Raw genomic sequence first — 12652 nt, forward strand, 5'->3', positions numbered from 1 at the left:
ACTTTCACCAAACGTAAACTCTCTTTCTAACGCTCCAACACTACTTATCTTTTCTTTGTTAAAATAATCATACTATATTATAATAATTTGTCAATACTTTTTTCATTAAACGTTAAACAATTTTACGTTCGAACGCATCACTGGAAATGCCTTGTGCCAAGATGATTTTTGCCCATTCCTTAGCTGAATGTAAGCTATGATCTTTATAGTTACCACAACTTTCGATTTCTGCTGCCGGTACCTCTGTTACTTCATCACTGACAATTTTTTCCAATACTTTTTTGAAAACTTTAGCTAACGTTTCCGAATCATAGTTCACCCATGAGATAACATGGAATCCAGTACGGCATCCAAACGGTGACATATCAATAATGCCATCAATTTCATCACGAACAAGACCCGCAAATAAGTGTTCCAATGTGTGTAATCCACCCGTTTCAATAGATGTTTCATTAGGCTGTGTTAAACGCAAGTCGTAGTTTGTAATGCTGCCGCCATTAGGACCAGCTTGTGTTTCAATCACACGCACATACGGTGCCTTAACCTTTGTATGATCCAAAGTAAAACTTTCAACAACTGTTTCTGACATTATTTTTCTCCTTCAAGATAAGATAGTGGCTTAATGACTTGCGTCTTTATGCCATACTGCTTCTTAGTGACATACTGTTGGAACGTTTTTGCGCGGTACAACGTTGCCAACATTTTATCTGTCTTTTGATCTTTATTTTTAGCCGCGGTTATTATTATATTAACATTTTACAGGTGTGATTGTTAACACATGTGTTCATTCTCAAGCAAGTTCCTCATCAGCAATATGTTTGATCAACGCTAATTTTTTCCATTGATCAGGAATCGTTAAGATATTTCCCTCTTCCGTTGAAGAAAATCCACATTGTGTTGACAGAGCCAAGTTAGACTTAGGCACATAGTTGGCTGCCTCGTCAATTCTGGCAACGACTTCATCAACATCTTCCAAATCTGCTGACTTAGAAGTTAACAGTCCTAATACAATTTCAACATTTTGACGATTATTGTATATTTCTTTCAAAGGCTCAAATCCACCCGAACGATCATTATCATATTCTAAGAAAAAGGCATCATAGTTAAGTTGGCCTAGATATTTTGCAATTGGCTCATAACCGCCTTCAAACAAGTAAGTCGACTTAAAGTTACCACGACAAATGTGTGTTGCTAATTTCAAGTCCTCTGGTAAGCCAGCCAATGCCTTGTTAATTACATAAACATCATCGGCTGCTGTTTTTTCAAATTTTGCACGCTCCTCGGGATTGCCAACATTGGCGTTCAATTGCGCTATCAAGTATGCCCAAGTTGTATCATCAATTTGTACATAGCGCGCGCCTAGATCATAGAACTTCTGCAGTGTATCATGATAAGCTTGAGCTAAATCGTCTAAAAAGTCTGACCATGAATCATAATATTTTGACCATAAATCAGAACGGTGATCGCGATTAATAATCAAGCTCGGTGATGGAATCGTTTGTTTTGGCTCCACCCCTTCAGGCGTCACTGACTTCAAATATTCAAAATCCTTAAAGAATGGATGGTCTAAATTAGCATGCACTTTCCCATTTAAACGAACATTAGTTGATCGCGTTTTTTGACCGTGAAATTTGTACGAGTCATTTTGATCATAAAACTCAAATCCACCAAGTTGACCTAAAAAGTCTAAATGCCACCATGAACGGTTAAATTCCCCATCAGTGACAGCTGATAGACCAACCTTGACTTGTTCATCAACTAGATTTTTAATTTCATCATATTGAACCTCTAGTAAATCATCGTGCGAAATTTCGCCTTGTGCGTATTGCTCACGCGCTTTTTTCAGGTTTTCTGGACGTAAGTAAGATCCCACTTGATCAAAATGATAATTTAATTTTTTTGTTTCTGTAGCCGTCATGTTTTTCTCCTTAAACACCGGTATTTTAATACCTACAAGTAATCTATCAAGCTAAATTAAGGCTAATGCACTATCTAAATCTGCAATCAAATCATCTGCATCCTCTAATCCAACCGAGAAGCGTAACAAACCAGGAGTAATACCGCATTTAGCCAACTCATCAACATTTAACTCTGCGTGGCTCATTTTTGGCGGGTAACTAATGATTGTTTCCACTGCTCCTAAACTAACCGAAAATACTGGGATATGTAAGGACTCCACTACTTTCTTAGCATTTTCTTGACTTCCTACATCAAAGCTCAACACCGCCCCACCATTTTTAGCTTGTGAAGCATGAATTTCATAGCCTTTATGTGTTTTTAACCCTGGGTATAGGACATTTGATACTTTTTCATGTGCCGCTAAATGCTCAGCTATTTTATACGCTGATTCACTTGAATGTGTCATACGAACACCAAGTGTCTTTATGCCACGCAACAACAGCCACGTATCAAAAACGCTCAGCGTTGCCCCAACCGCATTTTGAACAAAATAAATTTGGTCTGCTAACTTTTCATCATTAACTACAACAGCACCAGCAAGAATATCAGAATGTCCTGCCAAAAACTTTGTTGCCGAATGAACCACAATATCAACACCTAGATCCAAAGGCTTCTGCAAGAATGGTGATAAAAAAGTATTGTCAGCAATAGTAAACAACTGATGTTTCTTGGCGATACCAACTACCGCACGAATATCAGTAATGTTCAAAACTGGGTTCGAGGGTGTTTCAATATACAATGCTTTGGTCTCTGGTTTAATAGCCTTCTCGATTGCTGCCAAATCGCTAAAGTCAACAAAGTCGTGTGTGATACCCCAGCGCGGCAAAACATCTTCTAAAACTCGAAATGTGCCACCATAAACATGTTTACTAACAACAATATGATCGCCAGCTGATAAGGTAAACAACACACTACTAATTGCTGCCATTCCAGTACTAAAAAGGTACCCATACTTTCCATGTTCAAGCTGCGCAACTGCTTTTTCACCCGCATCACGAGTGGGATTTCCAGAACGAGCGTAGTCATATTCTCCAAATTCATCAAAAGATTTTTGACTAAAGGTTGAACTTAGTTGAATCGGTGTATTAATTGCACCTGACAGTGGATCATTTGTTGTTGCTGCATCAATAATATTTGTCCAATCACTCATCTCTTTGCTCCTTCAACTGCTTGTCTTAAATCTGCCAATAGGTCCTCTTTATCTTCTAATCCGGCACTCACACGCACCAATTGGTTGGTAATACCCAAGTGATCACGCTGCTCTTGACTCATATCGTGATGTGTTTGCACCGCAGGAATCGTAATTAGCGTTTCTGGGCCACCCAAGCTTTCTGCAAAAGACCCGATTTGTAATCCTTTCAAGAAGGCATCCACATCATAATCTTTTGACAAATAAAAGCTTAACATTCCACCAACACCAGCATATAAGACTTTATCTACACCGGGAATACACGGTAATTTTTTGGCCAAATATTGACCATTTTCATTGTGCCGTTGCATCCGTAGATGCAGTGTTTTCAGACTGCGTAACAATAACCAAGAACTAAATGAATCTAAAACTTGACCACGTGTTGTTAATGATGTTTCTAATTTTTCAGCTAAAACATCACTATTAACAATTACTGCTCCAGCCAAAATATCATTATGTCCACCAAGATACTTTGTGGCGGAATGAACGACAATATCTGCGCCAAGTGTTAGCGGTTGTTGAAAAATAGGTGTTAAGAAAGTGTTATCAACAGCAATTAAAATATCGGGATTGATGTCTTTTACTTTTGCACTTATCTGCTGAATATCAATCACTTTCATCGTTGGATTAGATGGGGTTTCCAACCAAACAAGTCGCGTGGCTTCGTTAATTAAGCTCGAAATGTCATCCACACCATTCCAAACATCATAGTTCACACCACTCTGTTCAACAATGGCATCAAAATAGCGATATGTGCCACCATATAGATCATCCGAGGTAACAAAATGATCACCATTTTTAATCAATGAAACGAACAAAAGATCAATTGCTGCCATACCAGAGCTGGTAGCAAATGCCTGAACGCCCTGTTCCAAATCCGCTAACTGCTCTTCCAATATTTGACGTGTGGGTGTTTGTAGTCGTGCATAGTCAAAACCAGATGATTCACCCAAATTGGGATGTCGATAGGCCGTTGAAAAATATAGCGGACTAACTACTGCCCCTGTTTTAATGTCATCACTGCCGTTACCGCCCTGTGCTAATAATGTATCAATTTTAACGCTCATAAGTATTTACATTGCGAGGTCCCTAGACCGAGCTTATTCCTCTCCTGATTTAATGTTGATATTGCTGATCTTGATGAAGTCATCTTTTCCACCAACAGTTCCCCCCAATTTACAAAAAATTTTTCAGCATAAGTCTGCCATATATTGGTTGGTTTATTATTATAAAAATAGTTCTTAGGTTTAATTGTGTTTGGGTCAATTGCTATATCACGAAGATATTCGTTCTCTAAGGTCTCAGTGTCGTATTCAAAATGGCCAGTAATGTAGGTTGAATTTACATGTTCATCCCTCAAAATGAATGCGCCCAAAATATCATCGCCAGCAACTTTCAAGCGCCGAGCCACACCAAAGTTTGGTACCGTAAAATAACGAGATTGTGGCATACTAATGTTTTCCAAATCTTTTAATAATGAATGACGTTTAAAAATTTGGCTAGCTTGAAAGACACCAGAAATTTTTTCTGACAAGGCTTTGACAGGAAAGTTTCTCTCTGCATAACCAGCGCCATACGCTGCCCAACATGCAAATAGACTTTCCGTTACATGTGTCTTTCGCCATTCCAGTAAATGACGAAATTCATCCCAGTAATCAATTTGTTCAAATTTCATGCGATCCACTGGCGCACCTGTAACGATCATGCCATCGAATTTTTTGTGCCAAATGTCGTTGAGTGTGACATAGCTAGTCATAATTGCATCCGTGTCGTGGCGAATTTTATGCTGACTTGGTACTGCAAATGTTACTCGCACATTCACAGATAAATGACTCAATAATCTCGTGAACTGCTTTTCAGTTTGTAATCGATTGGGCATTAAGTTGACCAAGAGTATATTAATAGTCGGTTCTAATATTTCAAAACGACCGATTACAAAGCTTTCCCGCTTCAACAAACCGTTATTTAATATAACACTCATACGTTCCCTCCAAATTCTTAAGAAATAAAAAACGTCCCGTAGTATCCAAAGATACTACGGGACGTTAATTGACGTGTTACCACCCGGTATTTATGTAAACATTCCCAGCTTACACTTCTCCAAACGTACGCCAAAAACTTTCGTCGAGAACATCTGTGAAAGCTTTGGTTTATACGTTGTCCAGTAACGGGGACGCCCGATTTCAACTTACCGCGTAACACATATGAGTGTCCGCTTGCTCGTATCCGTGAAAAACTCCAAGACCATTTTCCAACTAATTATCTTACCCGTTTTCACCAAACACGAGCTCTCTAACTAAGACTCAAAGATGTACTTATCTTTTCAACGTTTATATTGACTATTACTATAACTTTTAATTTGATATATGTCAATAGTTTTTAATATTTCTCATGGTATTTTCTTATACCTTCTTTCATCTCGGTTTTATATTCAGCATTAGAAACTACTTTATGGTACAATTCTACTAGAATTTAGTGAGGTGAATAAATTATGTACGAACCAACACATAACTCAAATGAAGCTGTTGAAGAGCATATAAACAAGCCAGGTCGGCATGTCATGTTTCTTTCTGCAGATTGGTGTGGCGATTGTAAAGCCATAAAGCCTTTTGTTCAAACTATCAAAGATGAAGTTACACAAACTGCTGAATGGTTTGATGCTGATAGAGACGAAAATATTGATGTCGCAACAAAACATAACATGCGTGGTATTCCATCTTTTGTTTTGTTTGAGAATGGACAAGAAGTTTCACGTATCGGACACGGTGAACGCCTAACACCAAAAGAAATTGTAGATTGGTATCATTCAACACTTTAGTTTCAGTGCCAAAAATAGCCCACAAACATCGCAAGAAATTACTAAACTTGTGATATTTATGGGCTATTTTTATGTTGCATTAATATACTAGTTACTACTTTTCGGTATTCTTAATAAATGTCTGAACAATATCTGCTGGAATAGCAAATCCCATGCCTTCGACACTCGTACCATCCGTAGAAGAAGCTATTTTTGACGAGTTAATACCAACTACTTCACCTTTTAGGTTAATCAATGGTCCACCAGAATTACCAGGATTGATAGCAGCATCTGTCTGAATAGCAGTAGTTGCTGAAGAACCCGTTTCTTCAGCAGAAAGTGTACGGCGTGGGGCTGAAACAATACCGCTAGTCAAAGAAGTAGCATAATCAGAACCCAAAGGAGAGCCGATTGCTAAGACCTGTTGACCAGACTGCAGTTTTTTAGCATTGCCAAAGAACGCTGATGTTTTGATATCTGTGGTTTTTGCCTTTAATAGAGCCAAGTCTTTGCTTGAATCTGTGCCAACGATAGTGGCTTGAATTTTTTTACCGCTAGCGGTAATTAGTTGTAATTCATCAGAATCAGCTACGACGTGATTATTAGTAATAATATACGCATAGCCACCAGAAATTTTATAAATAACACCTGAACCTTCTGATGCTGTTTCCAATTCAGAACTGCTATCTTGCTGATTTTGCTGGAAATATGATGACCAACTATTGCTTGATGATGTTTTCTGTAAATTCTGAACAGTAACCACAGCGTTTTTCACTTTATTATAAGCTGTTGTTGCCGTGTCACTACTTGTGTAAGCTGTTTTGGCAACAGTTGTTGTGCCAACTGAGTTGCTTGTTTTTGTTGTATTTGTACGTTGCTGGAACCAAGAATCTGGTTGTAATCCAGAATAGACAACAAAACTTGCTACCAATGCCGAAACTATAGCAACGATAATTAAAGAATGCTTTTTCATAACTCGCCCTTTCATCCATGTACATTATTGCTTTTCTGACAAAATCCACACCCTATTATGTTCATAATAATAGCATAAAGTAAATTAAACATTAAAGGGGTAAATTGACTTTAAAAACAGTACCTTGCGGCTGATTATCTGCAACTGTTATTTTACCACCGTGAGCATGAACTACCCACTCAGCAATCGATAATCCAAGTCCGGTACCACCAGTTTGACGATTACCAGTTTTATCTTCGCGATAGAAACGATCGAAGACATGTTTTTTAGCTTCATCACTAATTCCTCGACCGGTATCAGCAATGGTGAGGACAAATTTTTTCTTTTCAATACCTGCTTTCACAGCAATTGTCGCACCAGCATCTGAGTACTTCAATGCGTTATCAAGTAACAAAACTAATAACTGATGAATTCGTTTCTGATCTATAAAAATCGCTTGATTTACATCAACCTCGAGTGTTACAGCTTTCTCTTCAAACTCTGCCATTTCTTGGTATGGTGTGATAATGTTTTCTAAGAATTGCTTGATATCCGTTGATTCTTTTTCAATGGTCGTCATATTAGAACCCGTTTTTGCTAACGTTAACATATTATTTGTTAACGAATTTAACCGTCGCACTTCAGACAGCGATAAAATAATAGCATTCGACTGTTCACGAACTGTTGATTCCGGTTTTGTCAGCATTGTCTCTAGCTTACCTTGAATGACGGCCATAGGTGTCCGTAATTCATGAGCCGCATTGTTAACGAAGTCTTGTTGTTGTTGCCAAGATTTTAATATTGGTTTCATATTTCGCCGAGCAATTAAGTACGATACTATCACTAACAAAATACCAAAGAGACCAAAGGACCAGAACAATACTTTCTTAAAATTATTCAAGTTATCCATAGTGTCTGTAACATTAACCGTCACCATACCATGGACTGCAATTTGATTATAACCTTTAGCGGCATTTTTCTTGAACTGAAAACCAATGATTCGGTAATAATTACCATAAAATTTATAAGTATGGGGTTTAACCGTCATTGTTGTTTTATCAAATTTGATAGCTTGCTGCAGTGCTTTTTGCAAAGCTGCTTGACGAGTCTCCTCTGTATTACTATCAATTATCAATTTACCATTTTTGTCAAATAGCCATGTTTCTGTTCGCGTACTAGTATTATTATACAAAGGTTGTGGCTTCTTGACGACCTTGTCAGAAGTTGAAAGTAAACCATTACTATCATACATCGAAAGCGTCTGATTGATTGCAGAATCCGCACTGTTAAAGACCGTTCGAGTGTATGATACGAAAATGACACTAGCTAAAATTGAAAATATAACAAAAAAGCTGGCGAGTAGCCAGATAAATCCACGTACTTGTTGCTTTTTATTGATTGCGTTCGGCATCCTCTACCTCTAGAATAAACCCTATATTACGTAAGGTCTTAATTAAATTGTTTTGTCCAACGGCTTCTAATTTTCGACGTAAGTTATTTAAATAAATATTAACAACGTTAATTGTCGTATCTGAATCAATACCCCATACGCGATCAAAAATTTGATCACGAGTGACAATAATATTTTTATTTTGTGCAAGATAAGTTAAAATATCAAATTCTTTACCAACCAATTTAACCGGTTGACCATGCACTTGCACACCACGATTTTCTAGGTTAATCATCACATCCCCAACCGCTAGCGTATTATCCTCAGAATAGACTCCCGAACGGCGCAAAAGTGCTTTTACACGAACAAGTAATTCTTCTCGATGAAAGGGTTTCGTTAAATAATCATCAGCACCAACATTGAAACCCTCTATTTTATCATCCAGTGAAGTTTTTGCTGTTAAAATCAAAACTGGCGTTTCAACATCATTAGCGCGCAAATTTTTGATCAACTCTAAGCCAGTTTCGCCAGGTAGCATGAGGTCAGAAATAATCAAGTCATATGGTACTTCTTGCGCCTCAAATTCACCATCAAGTCCATCTGTAACAGCATTGATATCTGCAAAGTCCTGCAAAAAACCAACAACATTATCTGCTAGATTGACATCATCTTCGATTAGTAGTATTTTAATTGCTTTTGACATTTTTATATCCCTATTTACCTGTTTTATTACATTTATTATACAAATTGTAGGTTAAAAATAAGTTAAATATACTGACAACTTCACTTCAACCCCACACTAATCCGCAAAGCATGTGCCACAAGTTGCATTTCATTTGAAGAAGCATTTATATGTGCAATTTTGTCACGTAAGCGGCGTTTATCTATAGTTCGCACTTGCTCTGCTAAAATGACGGAGTCTCTTTTCATACCGCTCATATGTTCAGGTAATAGTACATGTGTCGGCAATTTTGGTTTAGAAATTTGAGACGTTATCGCAGCGACAATAGTTGTAGGTGAATTGGCATTTCCTACATCATTTTGAATGATTAAAACGGGCCGTACACCAGCCTGCTCAGATCCTATTCCTTGCTTTAAATCGGCGTAAAATACGTCACCACGCATAACTGCTTGATGTTCTTCTGTCATAATATTCTCACTTCTATGTACGCGCCGTTAGACGCTTTTTAATAAATTCTAGGCAAACGAGCACCAAAATTTGTTAGTATTTCATGCGGAATCGTCTGAGCATATTCCGCAACCTCTTCCACCGATATTTGATTCTCACCTTCAAAGCCAACCAAAGTAACAGTTTTCCCAACAGGGTATTTCTGATTTAATGTTATCACAATCTGGTCCATTGTGACACGTCCAATTACATGTTCAATATGTCCATCGACCAAGACTTTCATACCACTCATGCGACGCAAATAGCCATCTGCGTAACCAATAGGCAAAGTAGCTATCCATTGTGGCTTCTCTGCCGTATACATTGCACCGTAACTTACTGATTCACCAGTTTTTAGCTGATGTACTGAACCCAACTTTGATTTCAATTGTAGGGCTGGTTCTAAGGGTAAAGGCATTTCTTTTTCGGGGGCACCCGGATTATACCCATAAAGCACAGAACCTACCCGGATCGTATTCGTATAAATTTCATCATGATGCCAAATCGCAGACCCTGAATTTGCTAAATGCCAGTACTGTTTAGGAATACCAGCCGATTGTACCCATTGGTAAAAACGCTGAACTTGTTCATCATAATAGTTTTGATTATTATCATCAGCTGTGGCAAAATGAGTAAACACACCAGCCAATCGAAACTTTTCAGTACTTTGAATCAGATGATACATGTCTTCAACAGCACTTGCTGAATGAGCACCCATTCGCCCCATACCAGTATCAACAGCCAATTGAACATCTAGCTTCTGACCGTCTTTGATGTAATTTACTGCCTCATCGAGCCATTCAATCGTTCCAACAGCTGGTGATAAACGATTTTCCACCATAACTTCTGTTTGGGCAACATCTTGGACACCAAGCAGAAAAATATTTATTTTTGCTTGGGGATAATATTTACGTAGTTCAACACCTTCACCGATCGTCGCTACCGCAAAATCATAGACACCCACCTCAAGTAACGCCCCCACAACTTGTTTTGCACCGTGTCCGTAAGCATTGGCTTTAACCACAGCAATCAATCTCTGTGCGCCCGCGTGCTTCATAATTAATTTAGCATTTGTTTGAATTGCCTTTAAATCAATATCTAGCCATGTCGGCCGTAAACATAATATATCATTGTCTGTCATGATAATACTCCTCGTTTAGGAAACAGCTTTATACTCATTTTTTCCAGCAGCGTCAAACGTTCAATAACAACAACCGTATTCACTTGATCACCGCTATGTGTGATTGCAACATAGGTGTGATAGGGGAAGTTTTTCACTTTCATTACAGGTCGACCATTTGGCTCATTTAAAATTTCAATATCTTGCCACTGAACTTTCTCACCGATTCCATAGCCGGTAGCTTTTGAAAAAGCCTCTTTGGCAGAGAAACGTCCGGCAATATATTCGTTTTGATGCTTACCTTTTCGCTCAGCCGCTGCAGCACGTTCTGCCGGCGTTAAAATGAGTGTTATAAAACTCTTCTGACGCTCGACTATTTCTGCAACTCGACTGATCGCTTCTGTGTCATTTCCAATTCCTATAATCATGGTTCTATTGTAACAAAAGGTCAAGTGTTGACAAAGTTTTTTTGCCTACACTTAACCTTTTTGACCCTTATTATTTAAAGTTTTTAAGATTTGTGTCTGTTGGTATCAAATTTTGCCATTTTTTGGATAGATAATTATCATTGATATGATATGTTGGTTCTTGATAACCTCGTGCAAAAAAAGGCTTTATCTTCGTATCAGCAGCTACCCAGCCTCGCCATCCCATATGAATGGTGTCCTGCATAAAGTACTTATGTCCACCATCATGAGAAAAATCAGCAATTTGGTTAAAGCCTTGTGACTGTAACTGTTTTTTTACTTTATCCACACTCTGATAATATCTTTTTGTACTCAGCCCAGTATACTTTGACCATTTTTTATTAACAGGCTGAATAATGAACAAAACGTCAGTATGCTCTTTTGCAAACTCTTGTAATACAGCCTGAAAATCAGAATACTCATCAGACTGTCGGTAATCAAAATGACTTTGAGAGTTCTCCAGCTTCTTCAAACTTGGTTTGACTCGCATTTTGAAAAATGAGTTTTTTATGCCAAATTTATTATTACCAGTTTGCTTCTTCGCAACTCTCATCGCTTCCCGCTCTAACAACGATATATTATCAGTTTTTGGTAACGACTTTAGTGCTGGCTCAACTTGCTTATCCCAATTATTAGATACTTTAAAATTTGAGAATAGTTGGTCTTCGCGCAATAACATTCTATTTCGTAACATTAACAAGCTCTGATCAGTTTCTGACAAAGGTTCATTATTTTTAATCTTCGTAATGAGACGAGCATAAAAGCTATTATCACTAATTTGTTTTTGTTCCAATAATCGTTTCGCAATAAATCGATCAGTTGCACTAATTGTCTTAATGTTTCGCAACCAGTTAACAGTCTGCAACGGTGAATAAAACTGTGGAAATGCCCACTTACTATCACGTTTGGTAAACCACTGTTGCGAAATAATAAATACCGCCTGTTTTTTATGCAAAGCCGGTGTCATTTCTTGCATCCCCAAGTAATGCGAAAGAGATTCTGTTCCAGCCTGACCAAGCAAAAATGGTTGATAATTACGCTTATACTTTGCCGCCAACACCGATGGATGCATTGTATCCAAACGGAGAAGTTCGCTTGACCCAAAGAAAGGCACATAATTTGTCTTTGAATTACTGAAGGCCGCCATTTTGACACTTTCGCCTTTAAAAACGTTTTTAGAAAATGACACAGACGCTTTTTGAATATCTTTATTTGATAAATAATTTAATGAAAATGGTGCCAAAAATAGTGCAGTAACCATGACGAATGCCAAGATTACTGGACCAAATATCCACCATAGCCCCCGTTTTTTCAGCATTTTTTTATCCAATCAATGATTCAACTTTGGCAACTACCTTGTTTGGTGTATTCCATTCATCGCGATTAAATTCAGAAACAGGTGCTTGAATATTGAACTTACTTTCTAAATCAAGCAACAATTCCACCGTCGCCATTGAATCTAGCAACCCATTCTCAAAAAAATCATCGTCCATTTGATCAGAAATGTCTTCACCAATAATTGTGTTTAAGATTTCTACTATTTGTTCTTTCAAGTCCATTATTCTTTTCCTCGATTTCTAATACTATTATTTATATAATAACTATTACTT

14 protein-coding genes and 1 other annotated feature are annotated in these 12652 nt (G+C 37.8%); of the genes, 1 reads left to right on the forward strand and 13 read right to left on the reverse strand.

The features are described 5' to 3' along the window. Positions 1 to 112 precede the first annotated feature (112 nt). The 5 genes from JNUCC76_RS09565 to JNUCC76_RS09585 all read right to left on the reverse strand — a co-directional run bounded on the left by JNUCC76_RS09565 (position 113) and on the right by JNUCC76_RS09585 (position 5129). Positions 113 to 589 carry an S-ribosylhomocysteine lyase gene (locus JNUCC76_RS09565; RefSeq protein WP_002815828.1) on the reverse strand — a complete coding sequence of 159 codons (477 nt, stop codon included), beginning with the start codon at positions 587 to 589 and terminating at the stop codon, positions 113 to 115. 201 nt (positions 590 to 790) lie between these two features. Next, positions 791 to 1918, reverse strand: a complete 1128-nt coding sequence (locus tag JNUCC76_RS09570) for a vitamin B12 independent methionine synthase (protein WP_454154377.1) — start codon at positions 1916 to 1918, stop codon at positions 791 to 793. A 51-nt stretch (positions 1919 to 1969) separates the two neighbouring features. Next, the gene (locus JNUCC76_RS09575; protein ID WP_454154379.1) at positions 1970 to 3109 is read right to left on the reverse strand and encodes a trans-sulfuration enzyme family protein; all 1140 of its coding nucleotides are present in this window, start codon (positions 3107 to 3109) and stop codon (positions 1970 to 1972) included. Continuing rightward, positions 3106 to 4215 (reverse strand): trans-sulfuration enzyme family protein, encoded by a 1110-nt coding sequence (locus JNUCC76_RS09580; protein ID WP_454154381.1) that lies wholly within the window; start codon positions 4213 to 4215, stop codon positions 3106 to 3108. The genes JNUCC76_RS09575 and JNUCC76_RS09580 overlap by 4 nt, the downstream gene beginning before the upstream one ends. Then, positions 4212 to 5129, reverse strand: a complete 918-nt coding sequence (locus tag JNUCC76_RS09585) for a homoserine O-succinyltransferase (protein WP_454154383.1) — start codon at positions 5127 to 5129, stop codon at positions 4212 to 4214. The genes JNUCC76_RS09580 and JNUCC76_RS09585 overlap by 4 nt, the downstream gene beginning before the upstream one ends. Before the next feature lie 54 nt (positions 5130 to 5183). After that, positions 5184 to 5484, reverse strand: a binding site (T-box leader). A 155-nt stretch (positions 5485 to 5639) separates the two neighbouring features. On the opposite strand from JNUCC76_RS09585, the gene JNUCC76_RS09590 reads away from it, so the two are divergent. Beyond that, entirely contained in the window at positions 5640 to 5966 is a 327-nt protein-coding gene (locus tag JNUCC76_RS09590) for a thioredoxin family protein (protein WP_454154385.1), read from the forward strand. A gap of 94 nt (positions 5967 to 6060) precedes the next feature. On the opposite strand, the gene JNUCC76_RS09595 is transcribed toward JNUCC76_RS09590, so the two are convergent. From JNUCC76_RS09595 to dltC, 8 genes are all read right to left on the reverse strand, one after another. Beyond that, positions 6061 to 6918 carry a S1C family serine protease gene (locus JNUCC76_RS09595; RefSeq protein ID WP_454154387.1) on the reverse strand — a complete coding sequence of 286 codons (858 nt, stop codon included), beginning with the start codon at positions 6916 to 6918 and terminating at the stop codon, positions 6061 to 6063. 91 nt (positions 6919 to 7009) lie between these two features. Further along, positions 7010 to 8308, reverse strand: a complete 1299-nt coding sequence (locus tag JNUCC76_RS09600; protein ID WP_454154389.1) for a sensor histidine kinase — start codon at positions 8306 to 8308, stop codon at positions 7010 to 7012. Further along, positions 8289 to 8990, reverse strand: coding sequence for a response regulator transcription factor (locus tag JNUCC76_RS09605; RefSeq protein WP_454154391.1), 702 nt, complete (start codon positions 8988 to 8990; stop codon positions 8289 to 8291). The genes JNUCC76_RS09600 and JNUCC76_RS09605 overlap by 20 nt, the downstream gene beginning before the upstream one ends. 80 nt (positions 8991 to 9070) lie before the next feature. Then, entirely contained in the window at positions 9071 to 9436 is a 366-nt protein-coding gene (locus JNUCC76_RS09610; RefSeq protein ID WP_002815839.1) for a type II toxin-antitoxin system PemK/MazF family toxin, read from the reverse strand. Positions 9437 to 9474: 38 nt separating this feature from the next. Continuing rightward, positions 9475 to 10596 (reverse strand): alanine racemase, encoded by a 1122-nt coding sequence (gene alr, locus JNUCC76_RS09615; RefSeq protein ID WP_454154394.1) that lies wholly within the window; start codon positions 10594 to 10596, stop codon positions 9475 to 9477. After that, the gene (gene acpS, locus JNUCC76_RS09620) at positions 10593 to 11003 is read right to left on the reverse strand and encodes a holo-ACP synthase (RefSeq protein ID WP_002815841.1); all 411 of its coding nucleotides are present in this window, start codon (positions 11001 to 11003) and stop codon (positions 10593 to 10595) included. The genes alr and acpS overlap by 4 nt, the downstream gene beginning before the upstream one ends. A gap of 70 nt (positions 11004 to 11073) precedes the next feature. Further along, positions 11074 to 12360, reverse strand: coding sequence for a D-alanyl-lipoteichoic acid biosynthesis protein DltD (gene dltD / locus JNUCC76_RS09625; RefSeq protein ID WP_454154396.1), 1287 nt, complete (start codon positions 12358 to 12360; stop codon positions 11074 to 11076). 4 nt (positions 12361 to 12364) lie between these two features. After that, positions 12365 to 12601, reverse strand: coding sequence for a D-alanine--poly(phosphoribitol) ligase subunit DltC (gene dltC, locus JNUCC76_RS09630; protein ID WP_010292689.1), 237 nt, complete (start codon positions 12599 to 12601; stop codon positions 12365 to 12367). Between the last annotated feature and the right edge of the window lie 51 nt (positions 12602 to 12652).

The organism is Leuconostoc sp. JNUCC 76 (assembly GCF_053667755.1).